The sequence below is a fragment of the Actibacterium sp. XHP0104 genome, assembly GCF_025751515.1.
In the GTDB taxonomy this organism is placed as follows: Bacteria; Pseudomonadota; Alphaproteobacteria; order Rhodobacterales; family Rhodobacteraceae; genus Actibacterium_D.
Genome location: NZ_JAOWLE010000001.1, coordinates 290271 through 313585, shown reverse-complemented (window position 1 = coordinate 313585; position 23315 = coordinate 290271). Strand labels below are relative to the sequence as shown.

The 23315-nt window shown below is 63.3% G+C and carries 22 protein-coding genes; 5 read left to right on the top strand and 17 right to left on the bottom strand.

Annotation, left to right across the window (positions count from 1 at the left end; all coding sequences use genetic code 11):
* Window positions 1–27 precede the first annotated feature (27 nt).
* On the top strand, window positions 28–1173 hold the full coding sequence (locus OE856_RS01595) for a peptidoglycan DD-metalloendopeptidase family protein (protein WP_263714294.1): 1146 nt from the start codon (window positions 28–30) through the stop codon (window positions 1171–1173).
* A gap of 96 nt (window positions 1174–1269) precedes the next feature.
* Here OE856_RS01595 and OE856_RS01590 read toward each other — a convergent pair whose 3' ends face one another.
* The 6 genes from OE856_RS01590 to OE856_RS01565 all read right to left on the bottom strand — a co-directional run bounded on the left by OE856_RS01590 (window position 1270) and on the right by OE856_RS01565 (window position 5970).
* Window positions 1270–2112, bottom strand: a complete 843-nt coding sequence (locus OE856_RS01590; protein WP_263714293.1) for an ATP-binding protein — start codon at window positions 2110–2112, stop codon at window positions 1270–1272.
* A complete protein-coding gene (gene tatC, locus OE856_RS01585; RefSeq protein ID WP_263714292.1) occupies window positions 2109–3068 on the bottom strand; it encodes a twin-arginine translocase subunit TatC in 960 nt (319 codons plus the stop codon). The genes OE856_RS01590 and tatC overlap by 4 nt, the downstream gene beginning before the upstream one ends.
* Window positions 3065–3628 carry a Sec-independent protein translocase protein TatB gene (tatB, locus tag OE856_RS01580; protein WP_263714291.1) on the bottom strand — a complete coding sequence of 188 codons (564 nt, stop codon included), beginning with the start codon at window positions 3626–3628 and terminating at the stop codon, window positions 3065–3067. Before tatB ends, tatC begins: the two co-directional genes overlap by 4 nt.
* A gap of 32 nt (window positions 3629–3660) precedes the next feature.
* Window positions 3661–3870, bottom strand: coding sequence for a twin-arginine translocase TatA/TatE family subunit (locus OE856_RS01575; protein ID WP_263714290.1), 210 nt, complete (start codon window positions 3868–3870; stop codon window positions 3661–3663).
* Between the two features lie 156 nt (window positions 3871–4026).
* On the bottom strand, window positions 4027–5073 hold the full coding sequence (locus OE856_RS01570; RefSeq protein ID WP_263714831.1) for an ABC transporter ATP-binding protein: 1047 nt from the start codon (window positions 5071–5073) through the stop codon (window positions 4027–4029).
* Window positions 5074–5190: 117 nt separating this feature from the next.
* Window positions 5191–5970: an SDR family oxidoreductase gene (locus OE856_RS01565; RefSeq protein WP_263714289.1), complete on the bottom strand. Its 780-nt coding sequence runs from the start codon at window positions 5968–5970 to the stop codon at window positions 5191–5193.
* Between the two features lie 152 nt (window positions 5971–6122).
* On the opposite strand from OE856_RS01565, the gene OE856_RS01560 reads away from it, so the two are divergent.
* From OE856_RS01560 to OE856_RS01545, 4 genes are all read left to right on the top strand, one after another.
* A complete protein-coding gene (locus OE856_RS01560; RefSeq protein WP_263714288.1) occupies window positions 6123–7163 on the top strand; it encodes a Hint domain-containing protein in 1041 nt (346 codons plus the stop codon).
* 64 nt (window positions 7164–7227) lie between these two features.
* Complete coding sequence (locus OE856_RS01555) at window positions 7228–8496, top strand: pentapeptide repeat-containing protein (protein WP_263714287.1); 1269 nt, start codon at window positions 7228–7230, stop codon at window positions 8494–8496.
* 44 nt (window positions 8497–8540) lie between these two features.
* Window positions 8541–10148 carry a peptide chain release factor 3 gene (locus OE856_RS01550; RefSeq protein ID WP_263714286.1) on the top strand — a complete coding sequence of 536 codons (1608 nt, stop codon included), beginning with the start codon at window positions 8541–8543 and terminating at the stop codon, window positions 10146–10148.
* A 144-nt stretch (window positions 10149–10292) separates the two neighbouring features.
* The gene (locus OE856_RS01545; RefSeq protein WP_263714285.1) at window positions 10293–11726 is read left to right on the top strand and encodes a DEAD/DEAH box helicase; all 1434 of its coding nucleotides are present in this window, start codon (window positions 10293–10295) and stop codon (window positions 11724–11726) included.
* A 39-nt stretch (window positions 11727–11765) separates the two neighbouring features.
* Here the strand turns inward: OE856_RS01545 and OE856_RS01540 are convergent, their stop codons facing one another.
* From OE856_RS01540 to nuoH, 11 genes are all read right to left on the bottom strand, one after another.
* The gene (locus OE856_RS01540) at window positions 11766–13442 is read right to left on the bottom strand and encodes a ribonuclease J (protein WP_263714284.1); all 1677 of its coding nucleotides are present in this window, start codon (window positions 13440–13442) and stop codon (window positions 11766–11768) included.
* Window positions 13439–14218: a type III pantothenate kinase gene (locus OE856_RS01535; protein WP_263714283.1), complete on the bottom strand. Its 780-nt coding sequence runs from the start codon at window positions 14216–14218 to the stop codon at window positions 13439–13441. The genes OE856_RS01540 and OE856_RS01535 overlap by 4 nt, the downstream gene beginning before the upstream one ends.
* The gene (locus OE856_RS01530; protein ID WP_263714282.1) at window positions 14219–14995 is read right to left on the bottom strand and encodes a biotin--[acetyl-CoA-carboxylase] ligase; all 777 of its coding nucleotides are present in this window, start codon (window positions 14993–14995) and stop codon (window positions 14219–14221) included.
* Entirely contained in the window at window positions 14985–16424 is a 1440-nt protein-coding gene (nuoN, locus tag OE856_RS01525; protein WP_263714281.1) for an NADH-quinone oxidoreductase subunit NuoN, read from the bottom strand. Before nuoN ends, OE856_RS01530 begins: the two co-directional genes overlap by 11 nt.
* An 11-nt stretch (window positions 16425–16435) precedes the next feature.
* On the bottom strand, window positions 16436–17983 hold the full coding sequence (locus OE856_RS01520) for an NADH-quinone oxidoreductase subunit M (RefSeq protein ID WP_263714280.1): 1548 nt from the start codon (window positions 17981–17983) through the stop codon (window positions 16436–16438).
* Window positions 17983–20355: an NADH-quinone oxidoreductase subunit L gene (gene nuoL, locus OE856_RS01515; protein ID WP_263714279.1), complete on the bottom strand. Its 2373-nt coding sequence runs from the start codon at window positions 20353–20355 to the stop codon at window positions 17983–17985. The genes OE856_RS01520 and nuoL overlap by 1 nt, the downstream gene beginning before the upstream one ends.
* Before the next feature lie 6 nt (window positions 20356–20361).
* Window positions 20362–20667, bottom strand: coding sequence for an NADH-quinone oxidoreductase subunit NuoK (gene nuoK, locus OE856_RS01510; protein WP_263714278.1), 306 nt, complete (start codon window positions 20665–20667; stop codon window positions 20362–20364).
* Between the two features lie 88 nt (window positions 20668–20755).
* A complete protein-coding gene (locus OE856_RS01505; RefSeq protein ID WP_263714277.1) occupies window positions 20756–21370 on the bottom strand; it encodes an NADH-quinone oxidoreductase subunit J in 615 nt (204 codons plus the stop codon).
* Window positions 21367–21774, bottom strand: a complete 408-nt coding sequence (locus OE856_RS01500) for a carboxymuconolactone decarboxylase family protein (protein WP_263714276.1) — start codon at window positions 21772–21774, stop codon at window positions 21367–21369. Before OE856_RS01500 ends, OE856_RS01505 begins: the two co-directional genes overlap by 4 nt.
* Window positions 21771–22262, bottom strand: a complete 492-nt coding sequence (gene nuoI, locus OE856_RS01495) for an NADH-quinone oxidoreductase subunit NuoI (RefSeq protein ID WP_263714275.1) — start codon at window positions 22260–22262, stop codon at window positions 21771–21773. Before nuoI ends, OE856_RS01500 begins: the two co-directional genes overlap by 4 nt.
* Window positions 22263–22264: 2 nt before the next feature.
* Window positions 22265–23302, bottom strand: coding sequence for an NADH-quinone oxidoreductase subunit NuoH (nuoH, locus tag OE856_RS01490; RefSeq protein WP_263714274.1), 1038 nt, complete (start codon window positions 23300–23302; stop codon window positions 22265–22267).
* Window positions 23303–23315 lie beyond the last annotated feature (13 nt).

Here is a 23315-nt window from a genome sequence, read left to right as displayed (position 1 = left end):
CGGGGCGGCCGGATTGAGGACAGAGCTATGGCGTTTTCCCCGCGTATGACCCTGCCGCTTGTCGCGCTGATGGCGCTGACGGCGTGCAATGATTTCGACATCGACCTGCGCCCGGGCGGTGCCAGCACCGCAGCGGCCGCCCGCGAAACCCGCATGGCCCGCCCCGAGCCCGACGCCCGCGGCGTGATCTCCTATCCCACCTATCAGGTGGCCGTCGCCCAGCGTGGCGACACGGTTGACGATGTGGCCATGCGGCTTGGGCTCTCGCCCGAAGAGCTGAGCCGCTATAACGGCATCAACCGCGGCGCGCCCTTGCGTGAGGGCGAGCTGCTGGCCCTGCCCAACCGCGTCGAGGAACCCTCGCCGCTGACCGGTTCGATCACCACCGGGCCGATCCAGTCGGCTGACTCGATTGATATCACCACCCTGGCCGGTGGCGCGATCGAACGCGCCGATGGCGGCCAGACCGGCGTTGCCACCACCACCGACGGCACCATGGTCGCCGTCGGGCCAGAGCCGATCCGCCACCGCGTGGAACGCGGCGAATCCGCCTATTCCATCGCCCGCCGCTATGACGTGACCGTGCGCAGCCTGGCCGAATGGAACGCGCTGGGGCCGGGCTATGCCGTGCGCGAGGGCCAGTATCTGCTGATCCCGACCGGCACCGAGGGCGGCTTTGACACTGCCGCAGCAACGCCGCCCGGAGGCACTAGCCCGGTGCCGACCCCGCCCAGCGCCGCGCGCCCCCTGCCCCGCGACGAGGCCCCCCGCACCGCCCCCGTGGCCGTGCCGCAGACCGATCTGTCCGAGGACAAATCCGACGATGGCCGCATGACCATGCCGGTGAACGGGTCGATCATCCGGGCATTCGAGGCGAAAAAGAACGAAGGCATCGACATCGCCGCCAGCGCCGGCAGCCCAGTCAAGGCGGCCGCCTCGGGCACCGTGGCCGCGATCACCCGCGACACCGAGCAGGTGCCGATCCTGGTCATTCGCCACGACGACAGCCTGCTGACCGTCTATGCCAATATTGACAACATCACCGTGTCCAAGGGCGACAAGGTCAGCCGTGGCCAGACCATCGCGGCCGTTCGCGGCGGCGCGGCGCCCTTCCTGCATTTCGAGGTGCGCGAAGGGTTCGACAGTGTCGATCCGATGCCCTATCTGAACTGAGACCGGCCTGTCGGCCGGTCATGTTCATGCCTCGCGGCCCCTTCGGGGGCCGCTCAGGTGCCTCTGGCAGAGGTATTTTCGCCAAGATGAAAGAGGTCAGATTCTCACGCCCCGGCGCCCGGCTAGGTCGGTGAAATATTGCCAGGCGACGCGGCCCGAACGGCTGCCACGGGTGGCCTGCCATTCGATCGCCTCGGCCCGCAGGGTCTCGTCGTCGATTGTCACGCCATAGGCGTTGCAATAGCCGCGGATCATGGCGAGGTATTCGTCCTGGCTGCAGGGGTGGAAGCCCAGCCAGAGGCCGAACCGGTCGGAGAGCGAGACCTTTTCTTCGACCGCCTCGGACGGGTTGATGGCGCTGGAGCGTTCATTTTCGATCATGTCGCGTGGCATCAGGTGGCGGCGGTTCGAGGTGGCGTAGAAAACCACATTGTCGGGCCGACCTTCGATGCCGCCGTCCAGCACCGCCTTGAGCGATTTGTAATGCTGGTCGTCATGGCTGAACGACAGGTCATCGCAGAACAGGATGAACCGCGCGTCAGAGGCCCGAAGGTGGTTGAGCAGGCGCGCGACCGAGGGCAGGTCTTCGCGCTGGATCTCGACCAGTTTCAGCGGCAGGCCCCTTGCGCGCACTTCGGCATGCACGGCCTTGACCAGAGAGGATTTTCCCATCCCCCGCGCGCCCCACAGAAGGGCGTTGTTGGCGGGCAGGCCGCGGGCGAACTGCGCGGTGTTCTCGAGCAGGATGTCGCGGACGCGGTTGATGCCCAAGAGCAGCGACAGGTCCACCCGGTTGACCCGGGGCACCGGCGTCAGGCGGTCGGGCGCGACATGCCACACGAAGGCATCTGCGGCGGCAATATCGGGCGCGTCAGAGGGCGGCGGGCTGAGGCGTTCCAGCGCCTCGGCAATCCGGGTCAGCGCCTCGTGCTCGGTCATTTTTTCGGCTCGTCGTCGTCGAATTCATCCAGCAGAGGGTCGTCCTTGGTGGGCGTAAAGGCGGCGTTGACCTCGTCGGCGGCCTCTTCGTCGTCTTCGTCCTCGTCGTCATCCCACAGGCCCTGGGCGCGCAGGTCGGCCTCGCGCTTTTTCTCGACATGGGCGACCAGGAAGATCGAGATTTCGTACAGGCCGTAGACCACGGCGAACAGGATGATCTGGGTGGTGACATCGGGCGGCGTCACCAAAGCGGCAACGGCCAGAATGCCCACCACGGCGTATTTGCGCGTGGTGCGCAGCCCGTTGGCCGAAGCCAGCCCGGCCTTGCCCATCAGCGTCAGCAGCACCGGCAGCTGAAAGCACAGCCCAAAGGCCACGATCATTTTCAGCGTGATATCAAGGGTTTCGTTGACCTTACCGTTGAACACGATGTCGATGCCGCGATCGGGCGTGTCCGAAGTTGCCTCGGCGCCCGTCACCATGGCCGCGACCATCGACGGCAGGTCGGCAAAGCCCAGGAAGAATTGCATCGCCAGCGGAACGACCACGAACTGCGCGAAGGATGCCCCCAGCAGGAACAGCAGCGGCGAGGCCAGCAGGAAGGGCAGGAACGCGTCTTTTTCCGACCGGTAAAGCCCCGGCGCCACAAAGCGCCACAGCTGATAACCGATCACCGGGAAGGAAATCGCCAGGCCGCCCACCATCGAGATGCGGATCAGGGTAAAGAAATATTCCTGCGGCGCGGTGTATTGCATCACCGGGTTCGGGTTGCCCAGCGCGCGCATGGTGTTCTCGATCGGGACCAGCAGGAAATCGAGGATGGTGCCACCAAAGGAAAAGCAGATCACCATGCCCACGACAAAGGCCAGAACAGACCGGATGAGCCGCGTGCGCAGCTCGGCCAGATGCTCGATCAGCGGGGCGCTGGAATCATCCAGGTTGTCGGCTTCGCTCATGCGTCACTCTTCTTGGCGGATTTTGGGCCGGCCTTGGCGGCGGTCTTTTTCGGAGCGGCCTTCTTGGCGGGCGCCTTTTTTGCCGTGGCCTTTTTCGCGGGGGCCTTCTTGGCGGGCGCTTTCTTGGGCGCGGGCGGCACGTCGGGCTGTGGCGCGGCGTCGGTTTCGGCCTCGGCGGCTGCGGCCTCGGCGGATTTGCGGTCCGAGGCTTTCTTGGCGGCGGCCTCGCTGATCTTGCGCGCGGCCTCGGCGCGGTCGTCCGACAGGCCCTCGTCCTTGAACTTGGGCTCCCACTTCTCGAATTCGGCGGTGGCGTCTTTCAGCGCGTCCATGCCCATCTTGCGCGGGTTCGACAGGGTGCGCAGATCGGTGGCCACATCCTTGACCCCGGCCTCGTCCGCGGCCTCGTCCATGGCGCGCTGGAAATCGCGCGCCAGGCGCTTGGCCTTGGCGGTGAACCGGCCAAGCGTGCGGAACATGCCGGGCAGGTCTTTCGGACCCACCACGATCAGCGCCACAACCCCGATGACAAGAAGTTCGGACCAGCCGAGATCAAACATGTTTCACCCGCGAAAGGATCGGACGGTCTGGATCAGACCTTGTCCTTGTCGGTTTCCGGGGTCACGTCCTTGGCATTCTCGACGCTGTTCAGCTCTTCGGTGCCATCCTTGACGCCCTTCTTGAAGGCGGTGATGCCTTTGCCAACCTCGCCCATCAGCGACGAAATCTTGCCACGGCCAAACAGCACCAGCACGACAACGGCGATCAGCAGCAGGCCGGGAAGGCCGATATTGTTGAGCATTTCAGTTCTCCCAAAAGCGCGGGCGATCGGCCCCGCGCCGTGTTATTCTTTCTGCCTGACACATTTATGAAGTCTGGGCGGCAGATCAAAGCCCGATTCCGCACGGTCAGACACTTTTCTTGCAATATTTTGCATATCTCTTGCCCCCGGCGCAAATCACGTCCCATGCGGGAAGACGAAACAGCGATCGCGGCGGATCATCAGCCACATCGGCGTGTCGGGTTTGGGCAGGAAAACGCCCGGCACCGTCGCCTTCATCATCGAGCCGTCATACTCCAACCGGAACTCGACCAGGCTTTCGGACCCCATGAACCGCGCCCGTTCCACCCGCGCGCGGGCCGGCACGCCGTTTTCGGGCGTCGGCGCGGGCGGGTTGCCGTTGCGGTCGAACTCGATCTTGACGTGCTGGGGGCGGATGATGATGTCGACCTCGGTGCCATCGGGGATGGCGGGGGTCATGAACTGGCCAAAGGCGGTGTCGGTCAGCAGCCCCTGAACACAGCTGCTGATCACGTTGACGTCGGAAAAGAACGCCGCTGCCGCCCGGTCAACAGGGGCGTTGTAGATGTTATAGGGCGCGCCATCCTGAACGATCTTGCCGCCGCGCATCAGGGCGATTTCATCTGCCATGCGCATCGCCTCTTCGGGCTCATGCGTCACCAACAGCACGGCCGCGCCCTCTTCTTTCAGCAGGCCCAGTGTTTCATCGCGGATATCGTCGCGCAGCCGGTTGTCGAGGCCGGAAAAGGGCTCGTCCATCAGCATCACGCCGGGCCGGGGCGCCAGGGCGCGGGCCAGGGCCACGCGCTGTTGCTCGCCGCCCGACAGGTGGTGCGGATAGTTGTCGATAAAGCGCATCAGATCGACGCGGGCCAGCATCTCTTCGGCGCGAGCGCGTTTCTGATCCTTGGGGCCGGTCAGGCCAAAGGCCACGTTTTCACCGACAGTCAGATGCGGGAACAGCGCGAAATCCTGGAACATCAGGCCCACCGAACGCCGTTCGGGCGGGATGCGGAACACGGTGTCGCAGACCAGCTTGCCGTCGATATAGATCTCGCCGCTGTCCTGCATGTCGACACCGGCGATGATGCGCAGCGTCGTCGACTTGCCGCAGCCCGACGGCCCCAGCAGGCAGGTCACCTGCCCCGGCATCACCCGCAGCGACACGTCATCCACCACCGTGCGACCGCCAAAGCGACGCATGATGTTGCGGATTTCCAGCCGGGGTTTGGTTTCGGTCACGTGCGGCCCTCATACCCGAGCGAACCTGTCGGGATTGGGCCGGGCATAGCACCCCGCGCCCGCCCCGGCAAGCCCGCCTCAGAGCGTCGTATTGATCGCGCCGCCATCCAGCAGGATGTTCTGCCCGACGATGAACCCGGCGTGTTGTGAACACAGAAACGCGCAGGTGGCGCCGAATTCCTCGGGGCGTCCATAGCGGCGGGCCGGGATGGTCGCCTGCCGCTGGGCGCGCGCCTCGTCGGGGGTAATGCCCTGATCACGCGCCGCACCCGCATCCAGCCCCTCGGACCGCGCGGTCGCGTGAATGCCGGGCAGCAGATTGTTGATCGTCACGCCGTGCGGCGCCACCTGCCGCGCCGTGCCCGCCACATAGCCCGTCAGCCCGGCCCGTGCCGAGTTTGACAGCCCCAGCACCGGGATCGGCGCCTTGACCGCCTGCGAGGTGATGTTGACCACCCGGCCCCAGCCGCGATCGATCATCCCCGGCACCAGCGCCTTGATCAGCGCGATCGGGGTTAGCATGTTGCCATCCAGCGCCTTGATGAAATCCTCGCGCTCCCAATCCGTCCACATGCCGGGCGGCGGCCCGCCGGCGTTGGTCACCAGGATATCAACCTGCCCCGCCGCGGCCAGAACCTGCGCGCGCCCCGCATCCGAGGTAACGTCCGCCGCCACCGTGGTGACCGGCACGCCGAACTCATCACGAATGGCCTCGGCCGCCGCTTCCAGCGCCTCGGCCCCGCGCGCGTTCATCACCAGCGCGACACCGGCCTCGGCCAGCGCCCGTGCGCAAGCCAGCCCCAGACCCTTGGATGACGCGCAGACCAGCGCCCGTTTTCCTGCAATCCCCAGATCCATTGCAAACCTCCCGATCCTGCGTTTTCCCATGGTTATCACCCTGCCCCAACTGGGAAAACCCCTGCCAGCGCGTTGACCGCCGCGTCACCTGTTTCTATGATCCGCCAAACGAGGATCGGGCAACAGGCCCATCCCGGCGGGAGGTGTAACAAGTGGCAGGAACCAGCGGCACAGGCATCGCGGCCAGCTATTCCGCCCTGATCTTTTCCGCCGCCGATTTCGAGGTCACCTCTGGCGCGAACCTGGGCGATCCGCTTGGGCTGGTTGATGAGCTTTGCCTGGGCGATGTCTACACGCTCTATGATGACCGCCGCGCGCTGGACCTGACCGTGCACGACACCACCGGCCACGCCGATCACCCCGGCAACCGCTTCATGGACCGCACCGCGGGCCACCAGGTCGCCGCCGGATCAGAGGTCGGCGCGCCGGGCGATGCGCTGCTGCTCGAGGGGCGGCTGACCCTGCTGGCGCCCGATGGCGACAAGATCGACCTGATCCTGATCGGCCACAGCCCCGCCGACGGGTCCGAGGCCAGCCTCTATGTCCTGCCCCTGACCCCGATCGAGCCGCGCGTGCCCTACACGCTGCTGGCCGCCGCCCCCGACGCGGGCGAGGTGCGCCTGACCGACACCACACCCGTCGCCTTTACCCGCGGCACCAAGATCACCCTGGCCGACGGCACCCAGCGCACGGTCGAGGACCTGTCCCCCGGCGATACCGTCCTGACCCGCGACAACGGCCCCCAGCCCGTCCGCTGGATCGGCCGCCGCACCATGCGCGCCGTGGGCGCCTGCGCCCCGGTGGTGATCTCGAAAGGCACGCTGTCGAACGAATCCGACCTGATCGTCAGCCAGAACCAGCGCGTGTTCATCTACCGGCGCGGCCCGCTAAGACTGTCGGAAACCCCCGAAACCCTGATCAAGGCCCGCGACCTGGTGGATGACGACACGGTGTTCATCCGCCGCGGCGGGTTCGTCGAATATTTCCACCTGGCCTTTGACCGGCACGAGATCATCTATGCCGAATACATCCCGACCGAGAGCCTGCTGGTCAACGCCGCCAACCTGGCCCGCCTGCCCGAAGACATGGCCCGCGACGTCACCAGCACCCTGCCCAGTCGCAACCAGCAACCCCATTTCGGCACCGAGGCCGACCGCAGCGCGCTGGAACGGCTGAAGGGCAAGAAAACCTGAGCCATCAGACATTTACAGCCCGCCGCACCCCGCCTAATCTTTTCCCGTCAGGCAAGGGGCAAAGATGGGCAACCCACAACATCTGGAATGGCTGCTGGAAGGCGTCGAGGCTTGGAACGCGCGGCGGGAATGGGAGGATTTTGAGCCGGATTTGTCGGGGTTTGATATTCGTGGCGCATATTACGAGGCTGGAATACGGCCTGCGAACGTTCGAATTCCACTAAAAGGGGTAAACCTTCGACATGCAAACCTTGAGGATGCAATTCTCACTGGGGCCGATCTAAGATGGGCAGACCTTAGTTATGCCCGCTTCAGAACCGCAGATCTTGTCAGGGCCAACCTCGAACAGGCCAACCTCCATCGAGTGCTCTTAGTAAGAGCAAAACTTACAGAGGCAGAGTTCAAAGGAGCTAACCTCACGGCGGCTGACCTCAGCGGGGCGAACCTCGAGGACGCCAGCATAATGATGGCTAACCTCACAAACGCGGACCTACGAATATGCCGCCTTGGGGAAACAAACCTGAGAGAGGCTGACCTAACTGGTGTCAAGGTAACAACAATTTACACAAAGTTAGGGCCGACGGATGGTGGAACGCCAACCTACACAGACTTATCCGCTTCCATCGGCCTCACCCAAGAACAGGTCGATATGATGGACGGTGATACCGGCACCATTCTGCCCGAGGGTCTGGAACATCCCCCCCATTGGCCTGATCCCCATGTGCCAGAGGAACTCGACGAGACCAACGCGGATGATCCGGAAAGTGCCGCACCCAACGGTGCCAACGAACCGCTGGATCAATCGCCAGTCCTGACAGGCAAAGAAAATGGCATTGCACCATCGCCCGCCTCCGCGACTCCGGAACTGCGCGCGCATGTTGCCTTTCTTCTCAAAACAGCCCCGGCATCGGCGGGTACTGCGGAACATGTTGCTGCCCAGATCGAACAGGCCGTTTGCGACGCCCGGATAAACTCTCCCGAAGACCCAGAGCTGCTGCTTGGGTTCGCCACAGCCTTACGATCGGTTGCGGGCGCATTGAAACAGGCCGACGCCAAGGACCTGCGGATTGCAGAGCTGGAGGCAATCGTTGCCCAGCAAAAGGACGAGATTGAACGGTTGGTCGGGCTGCTGGCCAACCAGCCCTCCGCTCGCCGTCAAATACTCATCGCCGCTCTAGGTAGCGCAGGAGCGACCGCCCTTGTCGGCACTTGCGGGTATCTTTTCGGGCCAGACGGTGCCGAGCTGGTTTCAAAAATCTGGGACGTGTTAACAACAAGCGGACTGCCGCCAGCACCACCCCCACCGACGCTGCCCCCTACGACATCAATCTGATCATCCCGATTGCCCTTTGCCCCGCCCTGCCCTATATCGCGCGCATGTTGGACAGCACCCAGAACCGCCCCGAATTGCCGCCTGAAATCGCGCGGCGCCGCACCTTTGCGATCATCTCGCACCCCGATGCGGGCAAGACGACCTTGACCGAAAAATTCCTGCTTTACGGGGGTGCCATTCAGATGGCCGGTCAGGTGCGTGCCAAGGGCGAGGCGCGGCGCACGCGCTCGGACTTTATGAAGATGGAACAGGACCGGGGCATTTCGGTCTCGGCCTCGGCCATGTCGTTCGATTTCGGCAACTACCGGTTCAACCTGGTCGACACCCCCGGCCACAGCGATTTCTCCGAAGACACCTACCGCACGCTGACGGCGGTGGATGCCGCGATCATGGTGATCGACGGCGCCAAGGGTGTGGAAAGCCAGACGCAAAAGCTGTTCGAGGTCTGCCGCCTGCGCGATCTGCCGATCCTGACCTTCTGTAACAAGATGGACCGCGAAAGCCGCGACACGTTCGAGATCATCGACGAGATCCAGGAAAACCTGGCCATCGACGTCACCCCCGCCAGCTGGCCGATCGGCATGGGGCGCGAGTTCCTGGGCTGTTACGACATGCTGCGCAACCGGCTGGAGCTGATGGACCGCGCCGACCGCAACAAGGTGGCCGAAAGCATCAAGATCGAAGGCCTGGACGACCCCGCGCTGGAACAGCACATCCCGGCGCATCTGCTGGAACAGCTGCGCGAAGAGGTCGAGATGGCGCGCGAGCTGCTGCCCGCGCTGAACCCGCAATCGGTGCTCGAGGGCCACATGACCCCGATCTGGTTCGGCAGCGCGATCAACAGTTTCGGCGTCAAGGAACTGATGGACGGCATCGCCGCCTATGGCCCCGAGCCGCAGGTGCAGGCCGCCGAGCCGCGCAAGATCGCCCCTGAGGAAAAGAAAGTCGCCGGTTTCGTGTTCAAGGTTCAGGCCAACATGGACCCCAAACACCGCGACCGCGTGGCCTTTGTGCGCCTCGCCTCGGGGCATTTTCAGCGCGGCATGAAACTGACCCATGTGCGGTCAAAGAAACCCATGGCAATCTCGAACCCGGTGCTGTTCCTGGCCTCTGACCGCGAACTAGCCGAAGAGGCCTGGGCCGGCGATATCATCGGCATCCCCAACCATGGCCAGCTGCGCATCGGCGACACCCTGACCGAGGGCGAGGCCCTGCGCGTCACCGGCATCCCGTCCTTCGCGCCCGAGCTGCTGCAAAACTGCCGCGCGGGCGACCCGATGAAGGCCAAGCACCTAGACAAGGCGCTGATGCAATTCGCCGAGGAAGGCGCCGCCAAGGTGTTCAAGCCGATGATGGGCGCGGGCTTTGTGGTGGGCGTTGTCGGCCAGCTGCAATTCGAGGTTCTGGCCAGCCGGATCGAGCTGGAATACGGCCTGCCCGTGCGGTTCGAGCCCACCCAGTTCACCAGCGCCCGCTGGGTCACCGGCCCGCGCGATGCCGTCGACAAATTCGTCAACGCCAACAAGCAGCATATTTCCCATGACCATGACGGCGACATCGTGTTCATGACCCGCCTGCAATGGGATATCGACCGCGTCGCGCGCGACTATCCCGACCTGAAATTGTCGGCCACCAAGGAGATGCAGGTCTGACCTGCACGGACCGCGGCGGCACAAACTTGACTGTCGCCGCTGCTTGGCCTATGGAACGCCCAGTCAGAAAGATCGGCAATACGGCCGGTCGGGCCGCGCGGACTTGCGGCCATTCAACTCGCCGCTAACCCCAAAAGGGCCTTTATGACCAAATTCTCCGACTTGGGACTTGATCCCAAAGTTCTCGCCGCTGTTTCCGACGCCGGCTATGAAACCCCGACCCCCATTCAGGCAGGTGCGATTCCCCATGCGCTGCGTGGCCGTGACGTGCTGGGGATCGCGCAGACCGGCACTGGCAAGACCGCCAGCTTTACCCTGCCGATGATCACTCTGCTGGCCAAGGGCCGCGCCCGCGCCCGTATGCCGCGCAGCCTGGTGCTGTGCCCGACGCGGGAACTGGCCGCGCAGGTGGCTGAAAACTTTGACATCTATGCCAAGAACACCAAGCTGACCAAGGCGCTGCTGATCGGCGGCGTGTCGTTCAAGGAGCAAGACGCCCTGATCGATCGCGGTGTCGACGTTCTGATCGCCACCCCCGGCCGCCTGCTTGACCATTTCGAGCGTGGCAAGCTGCTGTTGACCGGCGTGCAGATCATGGTGGTCGACGAGGCCGACCGGATGCTCGACATGGGCTTCATCCCCGATATCGAGCGCATCTTCCAGATGACGCCCTTTACCCGCCAGACGCTGTTCTTCTCGGCCACCATGGCCCCCGAGATCGAGCGCATCACCAACACCTTCCTGTCGAACCCCGAAAAGATCGAAGTGGCCCGCGCCGCGACCACGGGCGAGAATATCGAACAGGGCGTGGTGATGTTCAAAGCCTCGCGCAAGGACAAGCAGGCCAGCGAAAAACGCGCCCTGCTGCGCGCACTGATCGATGGCGAGGGCGAGGCCTGCACCAACGCGATCATCTTTTGCAACCGCAAGACCGAGGTCGATATCGTTGCGAAATCGCTGAACAAATACGGCTATGACGCGGCGCCCATCCATGGCGACCTGGATCAGAGCCAGCGGATGAGAACCCTTGACGCCTTCCGCGAAGGCAAGCTGCGCTTCCTGTGCGCATCCGATGTGGCCGCGCGCGGCCTGGATGTGCCCGCCGTCAGCCACGTGTTCAACTACGACGTGCCCAGCCATGCCGAGGACTATGTTCACCGCATCGGCCGCACCGGCCGCGCCGGGCGCAAGGGCAAGGCGATGATGATCTGCGTGCCCCATGACGAAAAGAATTTCGCCGATATCGAAAATCTGGTGAAAAAAGAAATCCCGCGCCTTGAGAACCCGCTGAAAACGGCGGCCCCCAAGGCGACGGACACGGCCAAGGACGAGCAGCCCAAGCCCAAGGCCAAAAGCAGCTCGCGCTCGCGCAGCAAGCCCGCCCCCAAGGACGAGCAGCCCCAGGTCGAGGCCCCGCAGCCAGTGGCCGCAACGGCCCCCAGCGCCAGCGAAAGCACGAAATCCTCGTCGCGGTCGAAATCGTCGCGTGGCCGTTCGGGCCGTGGCCGCGACGACCAGGTTGTCGGCATGGGCGATCACGTGCCCGCCTTTATCCTGCGGTCGTTCAAGCCGGCCTAAGCCGCCCCCTGCCCTTTGTAAGTGGTCGCCCGCCTGATGTTAGGACATCAGGCGGCTGATGATCACCTGCACCTCGGGCTTGCGGCCCAGTTCCTCGACCGCCATCTGGCGCACACGGCGGCGCAGCGCGTCTTCCAGCTTGTCGTCATTGGCCAGGGTCTTGTCATCGGCGCGGTTCAGCAGTTGGCCCAGGTCATCCTCAACCAGATCGGCAAAACCGGTACCCGACACGCCGGTCTCGGCCAGGCCGCGCAGCTCGATCCAGGGCTCGCCCAGGGGCTCGTCCTCTTCGTCGATGATCAGCGTCACGATGATCAGGCCGTTCAGCGCCAGGCGGATACGGTCGCGCACGATGCCATCCAGCGCCCCGATCAGCACGCTGCCATCCTTGTAGGTGCGCCCTGCCTCGATATGTTCGACAACACGCGGCTCGTCGCCGGTCAGGTCGATCATGGTGCCGTTCACGACAATCTCTGAAGCGATGCCGTTTTCCCGCGCCAGATTGGCATGGGCGCGCAGATGGCGGTGTTCACCATGCATCGGAATCAGGATCTGCGGCTGCATCAGGCGATGCATGCGCAGCAGGTCGGGCCGGTTGGCATGGCCCGACACGTGATACAGATCAGCCCCGTCATCAACCACGTCGACGCCGCGCTCTGACAGCGCGTTGACGATGCGGATCACCTCTTTTTCATTGCCCGGAATGGTCTTGGACGAGAACAGGAACAGATCGCCCTCTTCCAGTTCCATTCCCAGGTATTTCCCCCGCGACAACGCCGCCGAGGCCGCCCGGCGTTCGCCCTGGCTGCCGGTCACGATCAGCATCACGCGCTCACGCGGCAGGGTCGCGGCCTCTTCGGGGCTGATCGTCGACGGGAAATCGACCAGCACGCCCGACTGCACCGCCGCCTCGACCATGCGCCGCATCGCCCGGCCCAGCAGCACGATCTGCCGCCCCGCCGCGCGCCCGGCCTCGGCCAGGGTTTTCACCCGCGCCACGTTCGAAGCGAATGTGGTGGCCACCACCATCTTGGGCGCTTTTTGCACCAGCTGCTGAATGGCTGGGGCCAGCGTGGCCTCGGACCGGCCCGCCGCCGGCGAGAACACGTTGGTGGAATCGCAAATCAGCGCCTTGACCCCGCCCTTGGCCACCTGGCCCCACAGCGCGTGGTCAAAGGCCTCGCCCACCACGGGGGTCTCATCGATCTTGAAATCACCCGTATGCACGATGCGACCTGCGGCCGTGTCGATCACCAGGCCCGAACTTTCGGGAATCGAATGCGACACCGGCAGGAACGACACCTTGAACGGCCCCGCCTCGACATGATGGGGATAGGGCGCGACGACCTGCACCACATCGGGGTTCATGCCCTTTTCTTCCAGCTTGCGCACCGCCAGATTGCCGGTAAAGGCGCGGGTATAGACCGGCACCTTCAGCATCGGCAACGCCATGGCCAGCGCGCCCAGATGGTCTTCGTGGCCATGGGTGATGAAAATCGCCTCAAGCCGGTCGGCCCGTTCCACCAGCCAGGAAATATCGGCAAAGATCAGGTCAACGCCGGGCGAACCATCCATATCGGGAAAGGTCACGCCGATATCGACCAGAATGAATCGCTCTTTGCCCTGCGGACCATAGCCATAGACATAGGCGTTCATGCCAATTTCACCCGCGCCGCCGAGGGGCAGGTAAATCAGCCGGTTGTTCTTGCTGCTCATTGGGTTCCGTGTTCCTTGTTATATGCGTGGATCACGGTCAGGCCGTGCATGGTCAGATCGTCTTCGAGGAAATCGAAAAGGCCGTCGCCCTGGGCAAACAACGATGCCAGGCCGCCCGTGCCGATGATCTGCATCGGTTTGTTGTATTCAGCGCGGATCTGGTCACAGATACCACGCACCAGCCCGACATAGCCCCAAAAGATACCCGATTGCATACAGGCCACCGTATTGGTGCCGATCACTTGGGTGGGCTTTGTCACATCGACGTGCGGCAGCGCCGCGGCGGCCATGTGCAGGGCCTCGAGGCTAAGGTTCACCCCCGGCGCGATCACCCCGCCGACATAGGCGCCATCCTCGGCCACGACGTCGAACGTGGTGGCCGTGCCGAAATCGACAACGATGATATCGCCGCCATGGCGGTCATAGGCGCCCTCGGAGTTGACCAGACGGTCGGGCCCGACCTGGGTGCCCTCGTCCACACGCGGTGCATGGGGCAGCAGGCATTCGGGCTTGCCCACGACCATGGGGCGGGTGTTGAAATAGCGGTCGGTAAAGACACGCAGGTTGAACACCACGCGCGGCACGGTCGACGAGATGATCACATCGGTGATGTCGGCGTCGATGCCGTAATGACGGACCAGCGTCGAGAACCAGGTGAAATACTGGTCGGCCGTGCGCTGATGCTCGGTGGCGGTGCGCAGGGTGCACAGGAATTTCTGCCCGTCCCAGACCGAAAACACCGTGTTCGTGTTGCCGCAGTCGATACAGAGAAGCATTCAGCCCTCCCCTTGAAAATAGACATCCGCCGCGGCGATCGCCTGTCGGCCCTGCGCCGTGGTCAAAATCAGATTGCCCGCAATGTCGACCGTATCAAAGATGCCCTCGACCTGCGAGTTGCCCGTGCGCGCGATGATGGGCTGGCCCAGACGCGCGGCGTGGCGCAGCCAGCTTTGGCGCAGCGGGTCGAACCCGTAGGTGCGAAAGCTGGTCTCCCAGCGTTCGAAGGCACAAGCCAGTTCGAACAAAACACCCTCGGGCGGCAGCTGCGCGGGCGTATGATCGGCCAGCGCGACCGGCGGCAGCGCGCGCGCCTCGACCTCGGCCGGTCGCGGCGCGGTTTGCAGGTTGATCCCCACCCCCACCGACAGCCAGTCAGTGCCCGTGCCCTGCCCCGAAGCCTCGAGCAAAATGCCCGCCACCTTGCCGCCGTTCAGCAGCACGTCATTGGGCCATTTCAGCGACAGCTTGGCCGGGTCGACCACCTTGGCCAGCGTTTCATACAGCGCCATCGAGGCCACGAATGACCGCAGCGCCGCCTGGTCGGGCGGCCCGTTCGGGCGCATCACCAATGTTGCCGAGAAATTCCCGTCAGGGTTCGACCAGGCCCGCCCGCGTCGGCCGCGGGCCTCGGTCTGGCGCAGCGCCAGGATCCAGGTGGGGCGGGTCAGAGACGGCGCGCGACGCGCCGCCTCGGTCATTGTGCTGTCAATCTCGTCCAGGATGACGCGGTCATAGGCCGCCGGCCATCCCGACCAGTCGATCTTAGTGGACAAGGGTCTGGGCCGCCGCAGCTGCCAGGCCTTCGACACCGAACAGGTTCACGACACCGACGATCATGATCAGCGCCGAGGCCATCAGCATGGCCCACTGCACCGGGTTCATGGTGCCGTCCAGGCCGGCTTTGTTCTCGTCGCCGAAATACATGTAGAACACGATGCGCAGGTAGTAGAACGCGCCGATCACCGAGGCGACCACACCGCCGATTGCCAGCCAGGTCATACCGGCGTCAACAGCGGCGGTCAGAACGGCCAGCTTTCCGAAGAAGCCCACCATCGGCGGCACGCCCGCCAGGCTGAACAGCAGCACCAGCATGGCCAGCGCCTTGATCGGCTCGCGGCGCGAATACATGTGCAGCGCGTCGATGCTGACCACCGGCTTGCCGTCCTTCTCCATCGACAGGATGAAGGCAAAGGTGCCGATGTTCATGGTGACATAGATGGTCATGTAGATCAGCATCGCCTGCACGCCGGCCTCGGTGCCCGAAGCCAGGCCCATCAGGGCAAAGCCCATATGGGCGATCGACGAATAGGCCATCAGTCGCTTGATGTTGCGCTGGCCGATCGCGGCGATGGCGCCGACGAACATCGACAGCAGCGCGATCAGCGCGACGACCTGGCCCCAGTCCTGGGCGGCATGGCCAAAGGCGTCATGCAGCACGCGGGCAAAGAGGCCCATCGCGGCCATTTTCGGCGCGGTGGCAAAGAAAGCGGTGACCGGGGTGGGCGAGCCCTCGTAGACATCGGGCGTCCACATGTGGAACGGCACGGCCGACACTTTGAACGCCAGGCCGGTGATCAGGAAGACCAGACCCACCAGCAGCCCCAGCGGCAGGCCAGCATGAGCGGCCTCAATGATGCCCGAGAACAGCGTGGTGCCGGTATAGCCATAGATCAGCGACGCGCCGTAAAGCAGCATCCCCGAGCTGAGCGCGCCCAGCACGAAATACTTCAGGCCGGCCTCGGTCGATTTCACGCTGTCACGGCGCAGCGAGGCCACGACGTAAAGCGCCAGCGACTGCAGCTCCAGCCCCATATACAGCGCCATCAGGTCGCCGGCCGAAACCATCATCATCATGCCCAGAACCGACAGGGCGATCAGCACCGGATATTCGAACCGGCCCAGGTTCATGCGGGCCATGTAGCCCTGGCTCATGATCAGCACGGCAGCGGCCGAGATCAGGATCACGACCTTGGCGAACCGGGCGAACCCGTCGGCGATAAAGGCACCGTTGAAGGCGGTCGCACCGGTGTCACCCGACAGGCCGATCCACAGGGCCAGCACGACGAACACGGCGGCGGTCGCCCAGGTCAGCAGCGGCGTGGTTTTGTCCTTGCCGGTGTAAACCGCAAAGATCAGCGCTGCCATGGCGTAAACGGCCAGCAGGATTTCCGGCAGAACGGTGGAGATATCGGCAGAGATCATCGCTCTCCCCTTCAGTGCTGTTGTGCGATCTGGACGGCGGAGTCGCTATTCAGCACCGCCATCTGATGGTTGGAAACAAGCGCCTCGACCGAGGGGCCGATGATATCGGTCACCAGCGACGGGTAGACGCCCAAAAGCAGGGTCATCGCCACCAGCGGCGCAAAGATCACGCGCTCGCGGGTGGTCATGTCGGTGATGGACTTCAGGCTTTCCTTGATCAGGTCACCGAACACGACGCGGCGATACAGCCACAGCGCGTAACCGGCCGACAGGATCACGCCCGAGGTCGCCACGGCGGCCACCCAGGTGTTGACCTGGAAGATACCCATCAGGGTCAGGAATTCACCGATAAAGCCCGAGGTGCCCGGCAGGCCCACGTTAGCCATGGTGAAGAACATGAAGATCAGCGCATAGGCCGGCATGCGGTTCACGAGGCCGCCATAGGCGTCGATCTCGCGGGTATGCATGCGGTCATAGATCACGCCGACGCAAAGGAAGAGCGCGCCCGAGATAAAGCCGTGCGACAGCATCTGGAAGATGGCGCCGTCGATGCCCTGCTGGTTGGCGGCAAAGATGCCCATGGTCACGTAGCCCATGTGCGCCACCGACGAATAGGCGATCAGCTTTTTCATGTCCGACTGCGCCAGCGCGACCAGCGAGGTATAGACGATGGCGATGGCCGACATCCACAGCACCAGCGGCGCCAGGATATCTGAGGCCACCGGGAACATCGGCAGCGAGAAGCGCAGGAAGCCATAGCCGCCCATCTTCAGCAGCACGGCGGCCAGGATGACCGAACCCGCGGTCGGCGCCTGAACGTGCGCGTCGGGCAGCCAGGTGTGCACCGGCCACATCGGCATTTTCACCGCGAACGAGGCAAAGAAGGCCAGCCATAGCAGCGTCTGCAACCCGCCCATGATCTGCCAGCCCAGCAGGTTGATCGGGCCAGAGCTGAACTCATGCGTCAAGAGCTGGGCGATGTCGGTGGTGCCCGCGTCCATATACATGGCGATCATGGCGACCAGCATCAGCACCGAGCCGAGGAAGGTATAGAGGAAGAACTTGAACGAGGCATAGATGCGGTTGGCACCGCCCCAGATGCCGATGATCAGGAACATCGGGATCAGGCCAGCCTCGAAGAAGACGTAGAACAGCACCAGGTCCAGCGCACAGAACACGCCCAGCATCAGAGTTTCCAGCAGCAGGAACGCGATCATGTATTCCTTGGTGCGGTGCTCGACACCCCAGCAGGCGGCGATGGTGATCGGCATCAGGAAGGTGGTCAGCATCACGAACAGGATCGAGATACCGTCCACGCCCATCTTGTAGGTCAGGCCCATCAGCCAGTCGCGCTCTTCCACGAACTGGAAGCCGGTGTTCGACGGATCGAACCCTGCCAGCAGGAACAGCGACACCAGGAAGGTCGTGCCGGTGGCCAGCAGGGCCACCCATTTTGCATTCCGCTGCGCGGCGGCGTCTTCACCGCGCAGGAACAGGGCCAGCACCACCGCTGCGATCAGCGGGATGAAGGTGATCATGGAAAGAAGATTGTTTCCCATCAGTGGGCTCCCCCGCCGGTAATAGTCATCCAGGTCACCAGGACCACGATCCCGAGCACCATGGCGAATGCATAGTGGAACAGATAGCCAGACTGGGCCCGGCCCGCGAGCCGGGTAAAGAACGGCACGATCCCCATGGCGACACCGTTGATGGTGCCGTCGATGACGTTGCCGTCACCGCGCTTCCACAGGAAGGCCCCCAGCCATTTCGCCGGACGAACGAAGATGAAATCGTAGATCTCGTCGAAATACCATTTGTTCAGCAGGAACTGGTACAGCGGGCGCTGCTGTTCTGCCAGACGGCCGGGGATCGACGGGTTGACGATGTAGAAGAGATAGGCCGTCACGAACCCGATCAGCATCGCGATGAAGGGCGATACCTTGACCCAGGTCGGAGCGTGGTGGGCCTCGTCCATGGTGTGGTTGTCGGGATGCATGAAGATCGCACCCTGCGGCGCGGCGGCATGGGCCACATCTTCGCCATGGGCGGCGGCGTCATCACCATGCGCAGCCTCGGCCATCGCCGCGGGGGCGTGGTCACCGGCAGCGGCGGCGTGCTCTTCGGTCGCGGCGTGGTCGCCGGTGACCATGGCAGCGGCATGATCGGCGGCTTCGGCCACATGCTCGGCAGCCTCGGCAACGGCGCCATGGGCGGCATCGGCAGCCTCTTCGGCGTGACCGGCCAGTTGCTTGGCAGCCTCAACGATCTCATGCCCGGCTTCTTGCTCCAGCGCCGAGGCGGGCTGCTCTGCCGGAGCGGCCGCATGCTCTTCGGTGGCGGCATGGGTGTCCGCTGCGGCATGGCTGTCGGCCGGGGCCTCGCCATGAGTTTCCTCGGCGTGATGCGTCGGAATGCCAAAGAATTTGTTCACCTGGTCATGATCGCCAAAGAACGAGCCATACCAGACCATGCCCGAGAAGATCGCGCCGATGGCCAGCACGCCCAGCGGGATCGTCATGACCGAGGGGCTTTCATGCGCATGATCATGGGTATGCTTGTCGCCACGCGGCTTGCCGTAGAAGGTCAGGAACATCAGGCGCCAGCTGTAGAAGCTGGTAAAACACGCGGCCACGACCAGCAGCCAGAAGGCATAGCCCGAGCCAGAGGCATAGGCGCTTTCAATAATCGCGTCTTTCGACAGGAAGCCGGCGAAACCGATCGTGGTCAGCGGGATGCCGACACCGGTGATGGCCAGCGTACCGATCATCATCGCCCAGAAGGTCAGCGGGATCTTTTTGCGCAGACCACCGTAGTTGCGCATGTCCTGCTCGTGATGCATCGCGTGGATCACCGAACCGGCGCCAAGGAACAGCATCGCCTTGAAGAAGGCGTGGGTCAGCAGGTGGAACATGGCGGCCGAGTAGACACCGGCGCCAGCGGCCACGAACATATAGCCCAGCTGCGAACAGGTCGAATAGGCGATCACGCGCTTGATGTCGTTCTGCACCAGGCCCACGGTCGCGGCAAAGAACGCGGTCGTGGCGCCGATGATGATGATGAAGTTCATCGCGGCGGGCGCATATTCCATCAGCGGCGACATGCGGCAGACCAGGAACACGCCCGCGGTCACCATGGTCGCGGCGTGGATCAGCGCCGACACCGGGGTCGGGCCTTCCATCGCGTCGGGCAGCCAGGTGTGCAGCAGCAGCTGCGCCGATTTACCCATCGCACCAATGAACAGCAGGAAGGCCAGCAGGTTGGCGGCGTTCCAGTCAGTCCAGAGGAAGCTGAGATTGGTCTCGGCCAGCATCGGGGCGGCGGCGAAGACATTGTCGAAGTCGATGCTGTCGGTCAGGAAGAACAGGCCAAAGATGCCCAGGGCAAAGCCAAAGTCACCCACGCGGTTGACGATAAAGGCCTTCATGGCGGCAGCACCGGCCGAGGGTTTCTTCCAGTAGAAACCGATCAGCAGATACGAGGCAACGCCCACGCCTTCCCAGCCAAAGAACATCTGCACCAGGTTGTCGGCGGTCACCAGCGCCAGCATGGCGAAGGTAAAGAACGACAGATAGGCAAAGAAGCGCGGCTTGTAGGTCTCGCCCTCGCCCCATTGCGGGTCGTGATCCATGTAGCCAAAGCTGTAGAGGTGCACCAGCGCCGAAACGGTGGTCACCACGATCAGCATGATCGCGGTCAGGCGGTCCAGACGGATCGACCAGTCGGTGGCCAGCGTGCCGGATTCGATCCAGCGCAGGATCTGGATGTGCTGGGTTTCGCCATCAAAACCCAGGAAGACGATCCAGCTCAGCGCACAGGCCAGGAACAGCAGGCCGGTGGTCAGGACCATCGCGCCCTTTTCACCGATGATGCGCCAGCCAAAGCCGCCGATGATGGCGCCCACCAGCGGGGCAAAGAGAATGATGCTTTCCATGCTCGATTACCCCTTCATCACGTTGACATCTTCGACCGCGATCGAGCCGCGGGTCCGGAAGAAGCAGACCAGGATCGCCAGGCCAATCGCGGCCTCGGCGGCAGCGACGGTCAGAATGAACAGGGTGAACACCTGCCCCACCAGATCGCCCAGATAGGACGAGAAGGCGACGAAGTTGATATTGACCGCCAGCAGCATGAGTTCGATCGACATCAGGATCACGATGACGTTCTTCCGGTTCAGGAAGATGCCAAAAATCCCGATGACGAAAAGCGCCGCGGCGACTGTCAGGTAATGGTGCAATCCGATCATGTCGTCCCTCCGGGCTTATGCCCGATTTTCCGTCTTTCCTGTCGTAGCCCCGACCATGCCGGAGCCTGTCATTCTTGTACCGGGGGGCTTACAGCCCCTGCCCCGGTTTCACGTCTTTCAGTTCCATCGCCTTGGCCGGGTCGCGATACATCTGGGCCAGGATGTCCTGACGCTTGATGTCCTTGCGATGGCGCACGGTCAGAACGATGGCGCCGATCATGGCGACCAGCAGGATCATCCCGGCGGCCTGGAACAGGTAGATATACTGGTCGTAGATCAGGTTCCCCAGCGCGCGGGTGTTCTCGACCTCGGTCACCTCGGGAGCGACCGCGCCGCGCATTGCCATGGCCTGGTCACCGAATTCCCAGACGCCAAAGACCATGCCCAGCTCTAGCAGCAGGATCGCGCCGATCAGGCCGGCCAGCGGCACATAGCGCGCCATCTCGCCCTTGAGCTCGGCAAAGTCGACATCCAGCATCATCACCACGAACAGGAACAGCACCGCGACCGCGCCCACATAGACGATGATCAGCAGCATCGCGACGAATTCCGCCCCCAGCAGCACGAAGAGGCCGGCCGAAGACAGGAATGCCAGGATCAGCCACAGCACCGAGTGAACCGGGTTGCGCGAGACAACCACGAAAAAGCCCGCCGTCACCGTGGTGATGGCAAACAGATAGAAGACAAAATCGGCCACGCTCATGCGTCGTCCTCCTGGGTTTCCTTGAACACTTCCTGCGCCAGGCGCAAAGCGTGAGTCATTGCGGGGATGCCGCCCAACATGGACATCTGATAGATGACCTCGGCCACTTCCTTCTGCGTGGCACCCGCCTCGAGGGCATGGCGCACCGTCAGCTTGAACTGCGGCTCGGCCTGGGCGCCCAGAACGGTCAGGCCCGCCAGCACGACCAAAAGCCGCGTCTTGGCATCCAGCCCGTCCTTGTTGAAGGCGTTGCCCCACATCATGTCCATGAAATCCTTGGGCATGGTGGGCATCAGCTTGTCAAAACCGGTGACCTGAAAGCTTTCCAACGCCGGATTGAAAGCCTTCGCCATGGCGTGGCTTTGTTCCAACATGCGCTCGAAGATTTTGCTCAGATCGGTCATCGGTAGGGCGCATCCAGTTCGAGGTTGCGCGCAATCTCGGCCTCCCAGCGGGCGCCGTTATCAAGCAGCTTCTGCTTGTCATAGAACAGCTCTTCGCGGGTTTCGGTCGAGAATTCGAAGTTCGGGCCTTCGACGATGGCATCGACCGGGCAGGCCTCTTGGCAGAAACCGCAGTAGATGCACTTGGTCATGTCGATGTCATAGCGCGTGGTGCGGCGGCTGCCATCCTCGCGCGGCTCGGCGTCGATGGTGATCGCCTGTGCGGGGCAGATGGCCTCGCACAGTTTGCAGGCGATGCAGCGCTCTTCGCCATTGGGATAACGGCGCAACGCGTGTTCGCCGCGGAAACGGGGCGACAGCGGCCCCTTTTCATGCGGGTAGTTCAGCGTCGCCGCCGGCTGGACGAAATATTTCATCCCCAGCTTGAAGCCCTTGATGAAGTCGGCCAGCAGGAAATACTTGGCAGCGCGGGTATAGTCGATTGCCATGATCAGCCTCCGATCGCCCAGCGGGCATAGGCCCCGCCGAACAGTTCAAAATGAGCGAAGAACGACACCAGAACGACCCAGCCCAGCGACATCGGCAGGAACACTTTCCAACCAATACGCATCAGCTGGTCATAGCGATAGCGCGGCACGATGGCCTTCACCATGGCGAAGAAGAAGAAGAAGATCCACATCTTGCCAACCATCCACAGCGCGCCGTCGGGCAGGCCGGGAATGGGCGACAGCCAGCCACCAAAGAACAGCAGGCTCATCAGGGCGCACATCAGGAAGATGGCGATGTATTCGCCGGCCATGAACAGCAGGTAGGCGGTCGAGGAATATTCAACCATGAAACCCGCAACCAGTTCCGATTCAGCCTCGGGCAGGTCGAACGGCGGGCGGTTGGTTTCGGCCAGGGCCGAGACAAAGAACAGCACCACCATCGGCAGGTGCGGCAGCCAGTACCAGTTGAACAGGCCCAGATCGCCATCCTGCGCGCGCACGATATCGCCAAAGTTCAGCGAGCCGGTCGTCAGGATCACCCCGATGATGATCAGGCCGATCGACACCTCGTAGGAAATCATCTGCGCGGCAGAGCGCAGCGAGCCCAGGAACGGGTATTTCGAGTTCGACGCCCAGCCGCCCATGATCACGCCGTAAACCTCAAGCGAGGACACGGCAAAGACGAACAGGATCGCCACGTTGATATCGGCCAGAACCCAGGTGTCTCCGAACGGGATCACCGCCCAGGCCAGAACCGCCAGAACGAAAGACAGCATCGGCGCCAGGAAAAAGACCGGTTTGTCGGCGCCCGCGGGCACGACAACCTCTTTCACCACATATTTCAACGCGTCCGCCACAGATTGCAGCAGGCCGAACGCGCCCACGATGTTGGGGCCTTTGCGCATCTGCACAGCCGCCCAGATCTTCCGGTCGCCGTAAACGAGGAACAGAAGCGAAAGCATGACAAACGCAATGATCAGCAGCCCTTGCGCCGCGATCAGCACGAGTGTTCCCAAGCCAGTATTTAGAAATTCAGCCATTTTGCCTCATACC